This is a genomic window from Rothia amarae, assembly GCF_014705945.2.
GTDB classification, from domain to species: Bacteria; Actinomycetota; Actinomycetes; order Actinomycetales; family Micrococcaceae; genus Rothia; species Rothia amarae.
Genome location: NZ_CP061538.1, coordinates 19,423 through 35,524 on the forward strand (window position 1 = coordinate 19,423; position 16,102 = coordinate 35,524).

Sequence of the window (16,102 nt, forward strand, 5' to 3'; positions counted from 1 at the left end):
CTCAGACGCTTTTCCACAGAATCCACATGCGTTATTAACACTACGATACTTAAAGAAAAAAGAAACCAAATAACAAATTCCTTGCCCTTCCCCACCCTGATTTGCGCCAGGCTCTGTAATTACAAATTTTCTAGTTTTCTTAAAGCACTAGTTGCCTCCTCTTGTAATTACAGATAGTTAAGGTCGAGAGCGACTTTTAGGGTCGGAGAACTTTGTGAAATTACAAGGATTCGTAGAACCGCCCTACCTCTTCCGGTAGACTTGCACTCTGAGTTATGCCCAAAGTAGGGCCACTATTTTTCTTTTAGGAGTCCCGGTGAAATTCACTATCGATCGCGACGCACTCACTGACGCAGTTGGTTGGACTGCACGATCACTTTCACCCAGACCTCCAGTGCCTGTTCTTTCCGGCCTTCTCATTAGGGCAGAGAACGGCGAAGTTACTATCGCTAGCTTTGACTACGAAACTTCAGCAAAGTTGCACATCCCTGCAGATATTGATGAAGAAGGAACCACCTTGGTTTCAGGTCGTCTGCTTTCAGAGATTTGCCGCTCCCTACCCAAAGCAGACGTCACCGTTGAAACCAACGAGTCAAAGCTACATCTCTCCTGCGGTTCAGCGCAGTTCAACCTCGCTACTATGCCGGTTTCGGATTATCCTGAGCTCCCTGGATTGCCGCAGGTCTCAGGAACCGTGGAAGGCTCAGAATTTGCCCGGGCAGTATCTCAGGTAGCAGTAGCGGCATCTAAAGATGACACCCTGCCCATCTTGACTGGCGTTCGAATGGAAATTGAAGGAGACACCATTACCCTTCTTGCCACTGACCGCTACCGCCTCGCTATGCGAGAGCTCACCTGGAATCCTGCAGATGCAGAGATTTCAACCGCAGCACTCATCAAAGCTAAAACCATCACCGAAGTTGCTAAAACTCTAGGTGGCTCGGGAGAACTAGATATTGCGCTTTCAGATACTCACGAACTCGTAGGCTTCGAATCTGCAAATCGCCGCACTACTAGCTTGCTGGTAGACGGCGAGTACCCCAAGATTCGCGCATTGTTTCCCGATACCACCCCTATTCACGCCGTCGTTCGAACCTCTGATCTTCTAGAGGCAGTTCGCCGCGTCTCTTTGGTAGCAGAACGCAATACACCTGTCCGTTTGGCATTCACGCAAGGGCAGGTAACGCTGGATGCCGGGACTGGCGAAGACGCTCAAGCATCCGAGACTCTTTCGGCGCAACTTGAAGGCGACGACATCACCGTAGCGTTCAACCCCACTTACCTTTCCGAAGGATTGAACACCTTCGGTACTGACTTTGTGCGATTCTCCTTCACTACCCCGCCCAAGCCTGCGGTTATCTCCGGTCAAAAAGATCCTCTTGAAGAAGATCTCAAGGAATACCGCTACCTGCTGATGCCGGTACGCCTTCCTAACCAGTAATAATTTCGAAAGGTCTGCGTGTATATCGATCACATCTCGTTGATGGATTTTCGCACGTACCCTCTGCTGAATCTGCCGCTTAACCCGGGCGTAACTATCTTCTTAGGCTCAAATGGTGTGGGAAAAACCAACATCGTTGAAGCTATTGATTACACGGCTAATCTTGGGTCTCACCGGGTAAGCAATGATTCTCCGTTGGTGCGTGTGGGGGCACCACGTGCCTTTATCCGTACCCGAGTGGTTCGTGCATCACAGCAGACTATTACCGAATTTGAGATAGCCCCCGGTAAGAGTAATCGGGTGCGCATCAACCGAGCATCTCCCGTGCGTGCACGGGAAGCATTAGGCATTGTTTCAACCGTTTTGTTCTCCCCCGAGGACTTACAACTTATCAAAGGTGAACCTGCCTACCGTCGTCGTTTTTTGGATGATTTAGCGGTTTCTTTACGTCCGTCGGTAGCCGCATATCGTAGTGATTATGAGCGCATATTGCGTCAGCGGAATACATTGTTGAAGTCAATGCGCCGAGGAAAAACCGACGAATCTGCGCTGAACACATTGCGTATCTGGAATGAGCAGCTCGCTACTACGGGCGCTCATCTTCTGCAGGCCCGCTTACGGGTATTAGCGGTGGTTCTCCCCCAAATTCAGCGTGCCTACAACGAACTGACCGATGGATCTAAGAACGTGACCGTCAGCTATGAATCCACGATATTTCCCGTGATTTCATCCACTACGCTGCAGCAAGCAGCACTGATGAGCGTCAACGATTTACAGGAAACTCTCTTACGGGGATTTGCAGAAAAACAATCTGAAGAATTAGACCGTGGCGTGACCCTCGTGGGGCCTCACCGCGATGAAATAGTACTCGAACTCGGTGGCATCCCAGCTCGCGGATTTGCCTCCCACGGTGAGACCTGGTCCCTTGCACTGGCACTGCGGCTAGGGTCCTGGTACGTCCACAGAGCAGATGATGACTCCCCCGGTGCCTCCCCCATCCTGATTTTGGACGACGTCTTTGCAGAACTAGATTCCGCGCGTCGGCATCGTTTAGGAGCAATCGTTGCCAGAGCTGAGCAGGTTCTAGTCACCTGTGCAGTTGCCACGGACATCCCAGAAGAGCTGGGTGAAAACCCCACCATTGTGCATGTGAGCCCAGGAATTGCACGTGTGGAACAGGAGGCATAAAAATGCCCGTTGATCCCCACCGATTTGATGACGAAATTGATGCCCCCGCAGCTCTTCTGAGTCGCCTCCGCGTTGCCGCAGCCGACCGCGGAGAAGGACGCCTGACCGGGCATGCCGCTCAAAAAATTCTCAAAAATTTCGGTGCCACTATGTCTGCAGAGCCCGGAGAGAAAAAACCTCGGCAGTTTCGAAATAACAGCTTTGACCCGCGCACTCTCGGCGGATATACAGGCCCAGGAAAATCGGTGCGCGACCCTAAAGAATTGACCTCCATCATGGAGACGATGATTAGCGCTCGCGGGTGGAAAGAACCTGTAGCGGTTTCCTCGGTACTTTCGCGGTGGGACGACCTGATGGGATCTTACTTCGCAGATCATGTGAAACCAGAAGGGTTTCAGGACGGCGTGGTAACCGTGCGTTGCTCGACAACCGCCTGGGCAACGCAGGTGAAATTGATGCGCGGGGAAATTTTGCAGACCTTTAGCCGGGAGCTGGGCGACGGCGTAGTACAAAAAATTGTGGTTCACGGTCCGCACACACCGAGTTGGAAAAAAGGAAAATTTGTGGCGCCTTATGGTCGTGGACCGCGTGATACCTACGGATAAGTCAATGAAGGCTCGACGGCGTTGGTTCAAAAAGATGAAACGGCTATTTTTCTTTCTCCGCTCATAGGTAGAGGAAAAGGGTTTACCTACATGCACACACCCTCAAGCGCTAAAAATGCCCTCAAAAGCCTTCTCAATGCGGTTAACCCCTCGAATAACTGCTTTGAGAGGGCTTAACTGCACCCTGTGAGGAGTGTTTTCCGGTAGAATTAGGGGTGAATGAAATGCGCTTTCCCCTGGTCAAAATGCGCACGTCAAGTTTTCTTGTGAACAAGGATTTTCTTGTTTCGAAGATAATGCAGGTCAAATATACCTGCCCATAGCGTGTTGCCCAGCGTGGATGAGCGTGAGATCTTATGCAAGGAGCCTAAACAAGTGGCAACTGAAGAAACACCTCACGAATACGGCGCCGCCGATATTACGGTTCTCGAGGGTCTGGAAGCTGTTCGTAAGCGTCCAGGTATGTACATTGGTTCTACCAATGAACGCGGCCTTCACCACCTCGTCTATGAGGTAGTTGATAACTCTGTTGATGAGGCGCTAGCTGGCTACGCAGATCATATTGAGGTCACTATCCTCGAAGACGGCGCAGTTCGAGTCAGCGATAACGGCCGTGGTATTCCCGTGGATGAGCACCCCACCGAACATAAACCCACCGTTGAAGTTGTTATGACTATCTTGCACGCGGGCGGTAAATTCGGCGGCGGGGGTTATGCGGTCTCTGGTGGTCTGCACGGCGTGGGTATCTCCGTAGTAAACGCGCTTTCAACTCGCGTAGAAACTCAGGTACGCCGTCAGGGCTTCGAATGGAACATCACTTTTGCTAACGGTGGACACACTCTCAAGCCCCTTTCCCAGGGCAATGCCACCGAGGAAACCGGAACCACTCAAACTTTCTGGCCAGATGCAGACATCTTTGAAACCATTGACTTTGACTTTGAAACCCTGCGTGCACGTTTCCAGCAGATGGCGTTTCTGAACAAAGGCCTGACGATTTCTTTGACTGATCGCCGCGATCAGCATGAAGGCGACGAAGTTGCTGGAGACGAAAACGAGAACAAGGCTCTAGAACTCAATACGGTCGGTGCAGATCCAGAAGGCTTCAAAACCGTTACCTACATGTACGAGCATGGTTTGCTCGACTACGTTCACTTCATCAACAGCTCCAAAAAGCTGGATGTTATCAACGAAGAAATTATTGCGTTCGAAGAAGAAGACACCGACCGCATGATGAGCTTGGAAGTAGCCCTGCAGTGGACTACCGCCTACAAAGAATCCGTGCACACCTACGCCAATACCATCAACACCCATGAAGGTGGTACGCACGAAGAAGGCTTCCGCACCGCGTTGACTTCGCTGGTTAACCGGTATGCTCGTGAAAATAAGTTGCTACGCGATAAGGACGATAACCTCACAGGTGAAGACGTCCGTGAAGGTCTCACCGCCGTTATCTCGGTCAAGCTTTCTGAACCTCAGTTTGAAGGTCAGACCAAGACCAAGCTGGGTAACTCAGAAGCTAAAGCATTTGTTCAGCGCATTATGAGCGATCATATGGCGGACTGGTTCGGGCGTAATCCTCAAGTTGCTAAAGAAATTGTCCGCCGCGCTATTACCGCTGCGTCGGCTCGTCTAGCAGCTCGTAAGGCTCGCGAGACCACTCGCCGTAAGGGACTGCTAGAAACCGGCTCAATGCCAGGCAAGCTCAAAGACTGCTCCTCTAAAGATCCTTCAATCTCTGAAATCTATATGGTGGAGGGTGACTCCGCAGGTGGTTCTGCGGTTCAGGGGCGCGATCCCAATACGCAAGCAATTCTTCCGCTGCGCGGCAAGATTCTGAACGTAGAGCGTGCTCGCCTTGACCGTGCGCTATCTAACCAAGAAATTCAGTCAATGATTACCGCGTTTGGTTCGGGTATCGGAGACGATTTCGATATCGAAAAAGCACGGTACCACAAGGTCGTACTGATGGCGGATGCGGATGTCGACGGTCAGCACATCACCACGCTCTTGCTCACCTTGCTCTTCCGCTTTATGCGTCCGCTGATTGAAGCTGGCTATGTCTATCTGGCTCAGCCACCGTTGTATCGCATCAAGTGGTCCAATGCTCCACACGATTATGTGTTCTCCGATGCAGAGCGTGATGAGGCTTTGGCTCGTGGTCAGGCTAACGGCTGGCGTATTCCTAAAGACAACGGTATTCAGCGCTACAAAGGGTTGGGCGAGATGGATTACACCGAGCTGTGGGATACCACCATGAACCCCGAAACGCGCACGCTGTTGCAGGTGACCATGGATGACGCTGCGGCTGCAGACCAGGTCTTCTCTGTGCTGATGGGTGAGGACGTCGAGTCTCGCCGCGCTTTTATCCAGCAGAACGCCAAAGATACTCGATTCCTTGATATTTAGGGCTTTTCACCTATATCAAAAGCGTTATATAACGCTCAAGGAATATTTATCAAGGAACCTCACAGAAATGGAAACTTCTCATGAGCGATGAAACTCAGAACGATTCCACAGAGCCCCACGAGGGCGAAGTAGTAGGCAACGATGTCGAACAGGCAGTCGGTATTCACGGTCGCATCAACCGTGTTGATTTGCGTGCGGAGATGGAACGCTCTTATCTCGATTACGCAATGGCAGTTATTATCGGACGCGCGTTACCCGACGTGCGAGATGGTCTGAAGCCTGTTCACCGCCGCGTTATTTATGCGATGTACGACGGCGGTTACCGCCCCGAGCGTTCTTTCAATAAGTGCGCTCGCGTGGTGGGTGAAGTGATGGGTCAGTACCACCCTCACGGTGACTCGGCGATTTACGATACGCTCGTCCGTCTGATTCAGCCTTGGGTTATGCGCTACCCTCTCGCGCTGGGTCAGGGTAACTTTGGCTCGCCCGGTAACGACGGCGCTGCGGCTCCTCGTTATACCGAAACCAAGATGGCTCCGCTGGCACTGGAAATGGTGCGCGATATCCACGAAGACACCGTGGATTTTCAGGACAATTATGACGGCAAGAACCAGGAACCCACTGTTCTTCCAGCTCGTATTCCTAACCTGCTGGTGAACGGATCCTCGGGTATTGCTGTGGGTATGGCAACCAACATTCCTCCCCATAACCTGCGGGAAGTCGCCGACGGTGTGGAGTGGTTCCTGAAGAACCCTGAAGCTTCAAATGCAGAGCTTTTAGAGGCTCTTCTTGAGCGTATTAAAGGCCCTGACTTCCCCGGTGGCGCAACCATTCTGGGGCGCAAGGGCATCGAGGATGCCTACCGTACTGGCCGTGGTTCTATCACCATGCGCGCCGTCGTCAATGTTGAAGAAATTCAGGGACGCACCTGCTTGGTCGTTACGGAACTTCCTTATATGGCGAATCCCGATAACCTGGCGATTAAGATTGCTGACCTAGTCAAGGACGGCAAGGTTTCAGGTATTGCTGATCTTCGCGATGAGACTTCGGGTCGTACCGGTCAGCGTTTGGTGATTGTGCTCAAGCGCGACGCCGTGCCCAAGGTGGTTTTGAATAACCTCTACAAGCACACTCAGTTGCAGGAGAATTTCTCTGCAAACATGCTGGCGATTGTTGATGGTGTGCCCCGCACGCTGTCGCTCGATGCGTTTATCCGCCACTGGGTCAACCATCAGCTCGAAGTGATTGTGCGCCGTACTAAGTACCGTCTGCGTCAGGCTGAGGACGAAGCACATATTTTGCTGGGTCTGCTGAAGGCTCTGGATGCTTTGGATGAGGTTATTGCCTTGATCCGCCGCTCCCCCACTGCTGATGAGGCACGCAGCGGTTTGATGGAGCTTTTGGATATTGATGAGGCTCAGGCTCAGGCAATTCTGAACATGCAGTTGCGCCGCTTGGCTGCTCTGGAGCGTCAGAAGATTCAGGATCGTCACGACGAACTGATGCGCCTGATCGCTGAGTACAACGAGATTATTGCTTCTGAGGAACGCCAGCGTCAGATTGTTTCTGAGGAACTTGCCGATATCGTTCACCGCTATGGCGACGATCGTCGATCGAAGATTCTGATGGGCTATGACGGCGATATGTCCATGGAAGACCTCATTCCTAACGAGGAAATGGTTGTCACCATTACTCGCGGCGGATATGTGAAGCGTACTCGTTCTGATCAGTATCGCGCGCAGCATCGAGGCGGTAAGGGCATTAAGGGTGCTTCTCTTCGTGGAGACGACGTCGTAGAACATTTCTTCGTGACCAGCACCCACAACTGGATTCTCTTCTTCACCAATCTTGGTCGGGTCTATCGAACCAAGGCATATGAGCTCATTGAAGCTGGACGTGATGCGAAGGGACAGCATGTAGCTAACCTGTTGGCATTCCAGCCCGATGAAACCATTGCGAAGGTCATGGAGCTCACCAGCTATGAAGATGCTCCTTACCTGATTTTGGCTACGAAGAGAGGTCTGGTGAAGAAAACTCGCCTGACCGATTACGACACCAACCGTACCGCCGGTGTCATTGCTATTAACCTGCGCGATGATGACGAGCTGGTTTCTGCTCGTTTAGCTTCGGCAGAAGATGACCTTATGCTGATTTCGCGTAAGGGTCAGTCGCTACGGTTTACCGCCACCGATGAGGCTCTACGCCCGATGGGTCGTGCGACTTCCGGTGTGACCGGTATGAAGTTCCGTGAGGGTGATGAACTGCTCTCTATGAACGTGGTGACCGATGATTCTTACGTCTTCATTGTGACTGAAGGTGGCTACGCTAAGCGCACCAAGGTGGAAGAATACCGCCAGCAGGGTCGTGGTGGCCTGGGTATCAAGGTAGCCAAATTGGCGGAAGAACGCGGCGATCTCGTCGGCGGTCTGGTTGTTGAAGAGGACGACGAAGTTTTGGTTGTGATGCAGCAGGGGAAGGTCGTTCGCACCGCTGTGAATGAAGTTCCTGCTAAGGGTCGCGATACCATGGGCGTTATTTTTGCTAAACCTGCCAAGAATGATTACATCGTGGGTGTAGCTCATAATCAGGAGCGCAATCTTGAGGAAGCTGTCGCCGCTGATGAGGGAAACACCGCTGAATCCAACGGAGCAGCGGATAATGAAGTACCGTTAGAAGACGGTCAACACGAGCAAAGCTCTGAGGGATTAGAATTGTCTGATTCCAACGCACATGGAGGTAACTAGTGAGCGTATCAGCATCAAATGGCGCGCAGTCGGGAGCTAAAAGACGCCCCGCTACTCGCCCCCAGAATGGACGCGCGGGCACTCGCTCAGCAGCGAACCGCAATAAGCCGTTGGTGCGTCCGGCGCCTCGGTCAAAGATTCGTCGCGCTCGTCTGGTTGTTGCCAAGGTTGATACCTGGTCAGTTGCCAAATTGATGTTTCTGCTGTCAGTAGCGGTTGGCATTGTTATCGTGGTTACTTCGGTGGTGCTGTGGCTTGTTTTGCAGGCTACTGGTGCTTTCGATGGCATAAATGACATGCTGACGATGCTGGGTACCACGGGTAATCACATTGATATTTCCCAGGTTCTTTCTCTGGGGCAGGTTGCTTTGTACACCACTATTTTGGCTGTCGTGAACGTTATTCTCTTTACGTTGCTGAGCGTAATTTGCGCAATGCTGTACAACATTGCAGCCAAGCTTGTGGGCGGAATTGGTCTGACTTTGACAGACGACTAAAATTGTCTCTTGCCTGCGGGGCGAAATAGAATGTGAGACGGAACACCGAATGTAGATTTGGAAAGTTCTATAAGCTCGTGTAAAGTTTTATTTCGTCCCAAGGGGCAAGTGAGGGCGTATAGCTCAGTTGGTTAGAGCGCTACACTGATAATGTAGAGGTCCCAGGTTCAAATCCTGGTACGCCCACTTCCTTTCTTCAAGGAGTCTCAATGAAAAAGATTTTTGTAGTAGTTATGGCTACTGCGGCAAGTTTAATTGCGGCTCGTAAAGTGAAGGAAAATCAGGAAAATAAGACTTCCTGGAATGAATCTACGGATTCAATCTAAAACTCAATAGAGTTCCCACCGAGGGGGCGTGGCGCAATTGGTAGCGCACCTGCTTTGCAAGCAGGGGGTTAGGGGTTCGAGTCCCCTCGCCTCCACGTTTCGGTGATTATACCTAGAGGGAAACGCCCGGCTCCATCCCGAACCCGGAAGCTAAGCCTCCTAGGGCCGATGGTACTGCACTGGGGACGGTGTGGGAGAGTAGGTTATCGCCGAACTACTTTTTTTGAAGAGGTTCCAGTCTTTTGATTGGAACCTCTTCTTTTTCTTTAAGCCCTATTGGTTGCATATAAAGTGTGATGCGCATCTTATCCCCATTAAAATGAACTTAAAGTAAACGCATTTTGAACCCCCGGTTTACTTATGTGGGTTTAGCGCGGTAGGGGACTTAAGCGGTCATGAAACCACACCTTTTCAGATGGTCGTTTCCCTGATTTTCAAGGCATTTCACAATTAAAGGAATGTTGAAGATGTGGGTTTATGGGAAAATAACCAACAAAACCAGTATCGACACCTACTTGTTACCGAGTCGACGTCTTATTTTCATCTAGAGTTATCCGGGCAGATAATCAATAGGTGACTACTGAACTCATCATTCTGATCATTGTGGTGCTTACCGCACTAGCTTTTGACTTCACTAACGGTTTCCATGACACCGGTAATGCCATGGCAACCTCGATTGCAACCGGTGCGCTCAAACCGAAGGTTGCGGTAACGCTTTCTGCGGTTCTCAATCTCGTAGGTGCGTTTCTTTCTGTTGAAGTGGCTAAAACTGTCGGTAAAGGCATCGTCAATCTTGACGCCGTCTCTCATGACAATTCGGGGCTTATGCTCATTGTCTTCACCGGACTAGTAGGCGGTATCTTATGGAACGTCTTGACCTGGTTGTTGGGTCTACCTTCTAGCTCCTCGCACGCCTTGTTTGGTGGTTTGATTGGTGCAGCTATGGCGGCATTGGGTACTTCGGGTGTCCAATGGTCAGGAGTTATGTCGAAGGTAGTTATTCCCGCTGTGATGGCGCCGTTTGTTGCCGGTTTGGTTTCAACGGTGGGCACCTGGCTGATTTACCGTATTTCAAGCCCTGTTTCCGATGCAAAGAAGACTTCTGGATTCCGCTGGGGCCAGGTTTGCACAGCATCGCTTGTTTCTTTGGCTCACGGTACTAATGATGCTCAGAAGACTATGGGCGTTATTTTCTTGGCTCTGCTTGCTGCGGGTGAAATTGACCCCTCTGCCGATATTCCGTTCTGGGTTAAAGCATCGTGTGCCCTGGCTATTGCTTTGGGTACCTACTGGGGTGGCTGGCGTATTATCCGCACCCTCGGCAAAGGTTTGGTAGAGATTGATACTCCCCAGGGTATGGCAGCTGAAGGTTCTTCGGCAGCAATTATTTTGACGTCGTCGCACTTCGGTATGGCACTTTCCACCACTCACGTGGCAACCGGATCTATCTTGGGTTCTGGACTGGGGCGCAAGGGCGCTGAAGTTCGCTGGGGTATTGCCGGACGCATGGTAGTAGCTTGGCTGATTACTCTGCCAGCTGCCGGCGCGATTGGTGCATCTACCTGGTTTATTGGTCACTACATCAATGTATTGACCGGTAGTGGTTGGCTAGGCGAGTTAGTAGTGTTCCTCATCCTCGTAGGCTTCTGCGCATGGATGTACCTGCACTCCCGTCGAGCACCCGTTGACTCCTCAAATGTGAATGCTGATTGGGAAGATAATGGTTCCCAGGATGCCGGTTCCATCAAATCATCCAAGGTCGGTGCGTAATGAGTTTTCCTGAGCTAAGCGAAAAAGTTATTTCTGTGGTTTTAGCAGGGCTGTTATTTGGAGCAGGTTTGCCTGCTCTTTACGCAGTGGGTATGCGTTTTCTAGCTGGAACCACTGAGTACACTGCGGACGGCCGTCTCATTGAAACTGAGGGCCCCTCTGGCGTAATGAAAGCGCTTGCCTACGTTATTTTTGCGATAATCGTTGTAGTCATTATTATTGCGGTGTTGTGGGTCGCGAAAGACTTTATGTACCATACCTTCGGTTTCAACCTGTTTGGCTTGGCGGATAATAAATAGGATTTTCTTATTCATGTAGGTCCCATGCAAAGGAGTTTCGGGATGCCTCAAAGAAATGTCGTGAATCGGGTGATCGACTGGTTGAGCGTTGGGTATCCTGAGGATGTTCCTCCTCAGGACCGTGCCGCTGTGATGGCTGTACTGCGCCATCGTTTGAATGATCAGCAGCTAGAGGAAGTAATTCGTAGACTGATGGCCACGCGCGCAGCTCGTGGAGAAGAGTATGTGAGTGATGAGCGAATTAACGAATACATCCGCAAAGTAGTGGATGATGTGCCGGGTCCACAGGAAATCGATAGAGTAGCTCGCATTTTGGGGGCACACGGACTATTGATTTCTGAAGAACATTTTGGACCGGAAGATTCTGTGTCTCAGAGTGATACTGAAGGGTTTGTTCATTATGACGATCCCACTACAGAAGAGTTGAAGATTGCAGAAGCTGTAGCTGCAAAGGTGCCGGGGCTGGAGAACTAAAGGTTTTCTGTGATGAAGTATCAAGGGGAGTCACTGTGAAAGTGGCTCCCCTTGGTGCATGGCGAAGTTTACGGTGAATTTACCTGCCTTGTGTTGCACGTCATTTGTTGTTGATTTGCATCTTCAGAAAATCTTCCTGTAAAGTAATAACTACCGCACGGGGGCGTGGCGCAATTGGTAGCGCACCTGCTTTGCAAGCAGGGGGTTAGGGGTTCGAGTCCCCTCGCCTCCACGTTTCGGTGATTATACCTAGAGGGAAACGCCCGGCTCCATCCCGAACCCGGAAGCTAAGCCTCCTAGGGCCGATGGTACTGCACTGGGGACGGTGTGGGAGAGTAGGTTATCGCCGAACTACTTTTTTTGAAGAGGTTCCAGTCTTTTGATTGGAACCTCTTCTTTTTGTTTAACTCTCTTTTCCGGTGCTGAGCGAAGGAACAAGGGGCGCTTTGACCTAACTTTATATTCTCGCTCCTGGAGCATAGACAGATATAAATTTTATGAAGAACTTTCAAAAGTGATGCATAAACTGTTCAGGAGCTTGCAGGAAAGAACGCCATAGAGCTACTGATTCGAGCTCTTCATATTCGGTGGGGCGAATACCCCATTCACCAATTTCCAAAAGAAGGGCGCCTCTAACGGCCATGAGTACGGGGGAGCAGGCTCTAACCCTTGAATTTTTCGCAGGGGAAGGGAAGAAATCATAGGTTTATAACTCCTATCTTTGAGGAATATTTTATGAAATATTCTGGGTGCCTACCCCAATTTATAGTTATCCACAGGAATGGAAGTCATAAGACTTTTTGAAAGCTGGATTTATGTAGACTCGCCAGTATTCCACGGCTCACACAGTGCCGTCCAGATACATCGAGGTAACCATGAGCAGCTCACAGCGCCCTCTCCAGCCGCCTGAAAACCGGCAATGCCCGTATAGGCAGACCCTGCCGTCCTCACAGTCTTACCCGCCTCAGGCGCCGTCTAAACCGGACTTATCTACCGGGCGTATCATCGCAATCGTCCTGGGATCTATCTGTGCGTTTCTCCTGCTGCTGATGGTGGGATTCGGCGTCTTTGTAAATTCCCTGATGCGCGGCTCTTCCACTGATATCTCCCAGCGGGGGAGTGGGGCAATAGCAAGTAGTAGCAGTTCTGTTGCTGAATCATCGACTACCCCCTCTACCTCGGTAACTCCCACTGTGCAGAGTAAGAATTTTTCTCAGGTAATTTATTCAGAATATGACCGCCGAGGGACTGCAGATGGGCGACCTAGTCTCGCTATTCAGCTTTCAGGAAGAGGTATTCAGCACCTAGAAGATTCGATGTCGGATATTAAGGACGCCGCGCAGCAGCCAGGTGTGGATACTCTTCAGATATTTACGGATACCGGTTCTTATATCTCTGTGGATACCCATGCTGCACAGAACCTCTCCGCCCAGACTTGGCAGGTGCTTCTTGAGAACCTATATACTGCTCATCCGGTCGAGTATTCCATCGAAGTTGGCGCCACTGACCATGCGGTAGTGGAAATAGGGGGAGCCGACTCTCTGTTGTATCGAGATAGGGCAGAGAGTGAACTGGGAAAAGCTGCTCACTTAGCTGAAGTGTCTCAGCTTTCAGCAGTGGCGGTGAGCGTAACTTATATGGTTGAAGTACAAAGAAATCATCTTATATCGGTTGTTTATAGCGATTTTCCTGCGAACTTGGCAACGAAAACCTCTTCGATGGTGAATGATGTTCACGCGTCTGTTTTTGCTCCAGATCTGGCGGCAGTCTATTTTACCCGCGAAGAACAGGGGAAACCTCAAATACTAATTCAGCTCAACCCCCAGACTGACTCTCAAAAATATAGCCAGGACCAGTATCAGGAATTAGAAAAGAAAGTTCAGAAAATAATTCCCCAAATTCAACTAAAAGTAGCGGTCAAGTCAGCTGATCAGAAGACTCCGCCTGCCGCTATCTATGAGGGGAAATAGAACTATGAATTATCCACAACGTTCAAAGGCCCCAACGGTGCTCAAAACCGTGCTGGGGATTCTGGGAATCATCGGTCTAGTTATCGCGGTTATTCTCGGTACTTTAGGTTTCCTGGTCTACAACATGTTTGATCGGTATCGAGATGAAAATAAAGCTTGGGAAGAGAGCTATAAAACTTCGGGTGCTGAGGCAGAAGCTGTCCTGGGAGAAAATAAATTTCTCGATAATGAGCACGCTGAAAGTGGCTCAGAGGGGCGTGGGCTGATATTTGCAGAGGTGAATAAGCAAGCTCATGCTGACCCTGCTGAATTTGGGCAAAGTATGAGCGATTTGGTGGATTCAGACAAGGTGAGTTCTTTCCATCTCACGTTTGAGGAAGGGAAAGAGCTAGAGGTCTCTATTCCTACATCGAGTCAGGCGTTCTCTTCCAACAATGTTTCACGTGAAACCAGCGACTCATCTGGGGAGAGTTCCTTGCCAGGGCTCACCGAGCGGGGGTGGCAAGATATGCTCTCTCTGATGCAAAATTCCTCGGTTCAGCACGCGGTGATTGATGAGAATGGTCAGCTAGAAATCTTTGTACAACAGGGTTACGACGGTGAAATATCTCCTCCTGTAGCAACGACCGTTGAACAAGCTCGCACGTTTTTGGGATCCTTAAAAAACATCTCCACTCCCGATGGGCTGAGAAACGCCGTCATTAAACATTCTTTTATTTCTACTAATGTCAAAGACAACCCCTATAGGGTGTTTATCAGTATCTCTGCAAGTGATATCGACAGAACCTTTAGCGCAATCGAAGATGTCGGAAACCACGAGTGGCCAGGCGGCGTCCATCGCCTAGAAATAACATCCAGTGGTACCAGCAATTCGCCTAGCAGCCTAAACATTACTCTTGAACCAAATTCCTACACCAATGAATTTAGCGAAAACGATTTCACCGAACGCAGAGAAAACCTCATTCGGGAAACAACACCCGTTGCTAAGAAATACAGCAATCAAGTTGAGGGGCCGTTGACCTTCAACCTCACCGCTCAAAAAGTGGAGAACTCCTTAGTTCACCCTGATCCGCTGATTCATATCGAAAAATAACCTGAGACATAAAAAAGTTCCGCCCCTCCAACGAGGGGCGGAACTTCTACGTTCAATCAAGAACTAGACTTCAGAAAAATTACTTCTTCTTAGGGTTCTTAGCTTCTACGCCTTCTTCATTCAACTTGGAGGAAGTGGTCTCCTTGTTGTTGGTGTATGAAGAGTTCTGAGCAGCCTTGGTAGCAGGTGCGGCATTGTTAGCCTTACCTACAGGTGCCTTGCTGGTTTGAGCAACGATCTCTTCAGAAGACTTTTCACGAGTAGTAGCCGCAGGATTAGCAGCCTTCTTCTCAGCTTCGCGACGTGAAGTATCTGAATCAGGATCAGCAGACTTCTTGGGTGCTGCATGAGCCGCGCCGCTGGTGTTCTTAGGAGCTGATGCCTTGGACTCAGTAACAACCTTAGGTGCAGTTGCAGGCTTAGGAGCTGCAGCAGGAGCCTTGGTTTCGGTTGCAGGCTTGGTCTCCGCAACAGTCTTAGGAGTTACAGGTGCAGCTGCATTAGAAGACTTGGTTTCAGTCGCAGTCTGAGAGGTAACCGGAGAAACGGTCTTGGTCTCAGTTGCGGGCTTAACAGGAGTCTTCCAAGGATCTTCAACAGGACGTGAAGCCTTGTAAGCTGCGTAACCTGCAGAACCAGCAGCAACAACAAGACCGGTCAGTAGAAGACCCTTGTTGGACTTCTTGCCAGCCTTCTTCTGCTGCTTAGCGAATGCGTTAGCAGACTTTACAGCGTTTTTACGAGCCTTCTTGAGGTCACGCTTGCTGTAGCCAGCCTTAGCGGCGAGAGCCTGAGCCTGCTCGGGAACCTCAACATCGTTGAGCTTATCTGCAGCAACAGCAGCAAGTACGCCTGCCTTAACGCGTGCCTTTGAAGCGGCGTCTTCAAGAACAGGAGTAGCCTTCTCGATACCTTCGTGTACGCGATCGGTTACAGTGTTCTGAAAATCTTCAAACTTCTTGCCAGCAACAGCAGCCTGCTTGTTAGCTACCTTGGTGAAGTGCTGAGCCTTCTTGTTAGTGTTCTTCTGGGCTTTACCGAAAGCCTTAGAAGCTTTCTTCTGGGCTTTTGCTTTCTTGCAGCGTGCCATGATTTTTCCTCCTTCATGATACAAATACTCTGCTCGGAAGAGCACAGGTGTAATGTATTCATCATACAGCTTACTAACTCTGGTGGGATTTTTTCTGTGTATCTCCTCAAAAATCTCAGGTTTCTCTCGCCGCAAAATAGGGGTGGTAGTCAGAGACTTCTTTTCCTCAAAGAACTTCAGGGGACATAGAGCTTTCGCT

At 50.3% G+C, this 16,102-nt stretch carries 13 protein-coding genes, 3 tRNA genes and 2 rRNA genes; 17 read left to right on the top strand and 1 reads right to left on the bottom strand.

Annotated elements, in window-relative coordinates:
• The first annotated feature begins 316 nt into the window (after positions 1 to 316).
• The 17 genes from dnaN to IDM48_RS00185 all read left to right on the top strand — a co-directional run bounded on the left by dnaN (position 317) and on the right by IDM48_RS00185 (position 14,813).
• Positions 317 to 1,441 (top strand): DNA polymerase III subunit beta, encoded by a 1,125-nt coding sequence (gene dnaN / locus IDM48_RS00110; RefSeq protein WP_190617505.1) that lies wholly within the window; start codon positions 317 to 319, stop codon positions 1,439 to 1,441.
• 18 nt (positions 1,442 to 1,459) lie between these two features.
• Entirely contained in the window at positions 1,460 to 2,629 is a 1,170-nt protein-coding gene (gene recF / locus IDM48_RS00115) for a DNA replication/repair protein RecF (RefSeq protein WP_190617507.1), read from the top strand.
• 2 nt (positions 2,630 to 2,631) lie between these two features.
• Positions 2,632 to 3,234 carry a DciA family protein gene (locus tag IDM48_RS00120; RefSeq protein WP_145175967.1) on the top strand — a complete coding sequence of 201 codons (603 nt, stop codon included), beginning with the start codon at positions 2,632 to 2,634 and terminating at the stop codon, positions 3,232 to 3,234.
• Between the two features lie 375 nt (positions 3,235 to 3,609).
• On the top strand, positions 3,610 to 5,640 hold the full coding sequence (gyrB, locus tag IDM48_RS00125) for a DNA topoisomerase (ATP-hydrolyzing) subunit B (protein WP_190617509.1): 2,031 nt from the start codon (positions 3,610 to 3,612) through the stop codon (positions 5,638 to 5,640).
• 80 nt (positions 5,641 to 5,720) lie between these two features.
• Positions 5,721 to 8,384, top strand: a complete 2,664-nt coding sequence (gene gyrA / locus IDM48_RS00130; RefSeq protein ID WP_068169883.1) for a DNA gyrase subunit A — start codon at positions 5,721 to 5,723, stop codon at positions 8,382 to 8,384.
• A complete protein-coding gene (locus IDM48_RS00135; RefSeq protein WP_068169882.1) occupies positions 8,384 to 8,881 on the top strand; it encodes a DUF3566 domain-containing protein in 498 nt (165 codons plus the stop codon). The genes gyrA and IDM48_RS00135 overlap by 1 nt, the downstream gene beginning before the upstream one ends.
• 112 nt (positions 8,882 to 8,993) lie before the next feature.
• A tRNA-Ile gene (locus IDM48_RS00140) sits at positions 8,994 to 9,067 on the top strand.
• Positions 9,068 to 9,090: 23 nt separating this feature from the next.
• Positions 9,091 to 9,207: a DLW-39 family protein gene (locus IDM48_RS11595; RefSeq protein WP_222114705.1), complete on the top strand. Its 117-nt coding sequence runs from the start codon at positions 9,091 to 9,093 to the stop codon at positions 9,205 to 9,207.
• Between the two features lie 22 nt (positions 9,208 to 9,229).
• Positions 9,230 to 9,302, top strand: a tRNA-Ala gene (locus IDM48_RS00145).
• Between the two features lie 3 nt (positions 9,303 to 9,305).
• Positions 9,306 to 9,422 (top strand): 5S ribosomal RNA (gene rrf, locus IDM48_RS00150).
• A 358-nt stretch (positions 9,423 to 9,780) separates the two neighbouring features.
• A complete protein-coding gene (locus tag IDM48_RS00155; protein WP_068169879.1) occupies positions 9,781 to 10,977 on the top strand; it encodes an inorganic phosphate transporter in 1,197 nt (398 codons plus the stop codon).
• A complete protein-coding gene (locus IDM48_RS00160) occupies positions 10,977 to 11,276 on the top strand; it encodes a hypothetical protein (RefSeq protein ID WP_068169876.1) in 300 nt (99 codons plus the stop codon). The genes IDM48_RS00155 and IDM48_RS00160 overlap by 1 nt, the downstream gene beginning before the upstream one ends.
• A gap of 42 nt (positions 11,277 to 11,318) precedes the next feature.
• The gene (locus IDM48_RS00165) at positions 11,319 to 11,750 is read left to right on the top strand and encodes a DUF3349 domain-containing protein (protein WP_151147133.1); all 432 of its coding nucleotides are present in this window, start codon (positions 11,319 to 11,321) and stop codon (positions 11,748 to 11,750) included.
• Between the two features lie 159 nt (positions 11,751 to 11,909).
• Positions 11,910 to 11,982, top strand: a tRNA-Ala gene (locus IDM48_RS00170).
• 3 nt (positions 11,983 to 11,985) lie between these two features.
• Positions 11,986 to 12,102 (top strand): 5S ribosomal RNA (rrf, locus tag IDM48_RS00175).
• 523 nt (positions 12,103 to 12,625) lie between these two features.
• Positions 12,626 to 13,720: a hypothetical protein gene (locus tag IDM48_RS00180; RefSeq protein ID WP_190617511.1), complete on the top strand. Its 1,095-nt coding sequence runs from the start codon at positions 12,626 to 12,628 to the stop codon at positions 13,718 to 13,720.
• 4 nt (positions 13,721 to 13,724) lie between these two features.
• Entirely contained in the window at positions 13,725 to 14,813 is a 1,089-nt protein-coding gene (locus IDM48_RS00185; protein WP_190617513.1) for a hypothetical protein, read from the top strand.
• A 79-nt stretch (positions 14,814 to 14,892) separates the two neighbouring features.
• Here IDM48_RS00185 and IDM48_RS00190 read toward each other — a convergent pair whose 3' ends face one another.
• Entirely contained in the window at positions 14,893 to 15,903 is a 1,011-nt protein-coding gene (locus IDM48_RS00190) for a hypothetical protein (RefSeq protein WP_190617514.1), read from the bottom strand.
• Positions 15,904 to 16,102: the final 199 nt, after the last annotated feature.

Coding starts and splice junctions, on each gene's coding strand:
- IDM48_RS00190 (WP_190617514.1), bottom strand. CDS start 15,903: ATGGCACGCTGCAAGAAAGCAAAAGCCCAGAAGAAAGCTTCTAAGGCT.
- IDM48_RS11595 (WP_222114705.1), top strand. CDS start 9,091: ATGAAAAAGATTTTTGTAGTAGTTATGGCTACTGCGGCAAGTTTAATT.
- IDM48_RS00165 (WP_151147133.1), top strand. CDS start 11,319: ATGCCTCAAAGAAATGTCGTGAATCGGGTGATCGACTGGTTGAGCGTT.
- IDM48_RS00160 (WP_068169876.1), top strand. CDS start 10,977: ATGAGTTTTCCTGAGCTAAGCGAAAAAGTTATTTCTGTGGTTTTAGCA.
- gyrA (WP_068169883.1), top strand. CDS start 5,721: ATGAGCGATGAAACTCAGAACGATTCCACAGAGCCCCACGAGGGCGAA.
- IDM48_RS00120 (WP_145175967.1), top strand. CDS start 2,632: ATGCCCGTTGATCCCCACCGATTTGATGACGAAATTGATGCCCCCGCA.
- IDM48_RS00180 (WP_190617511.1), top strand. CDS start 12,626: ATGAGCAGCTCACAGCGCCCTCTCCAGCCGCCTGAAAACCGGCAATGC.
- IDM48_RS00185 (WP_190617513.1), top strand. CDS start 13,725: ATGAATTATCCACAACGTTCAAAGGCCCCAACGGTGCTCAAAACCGTG.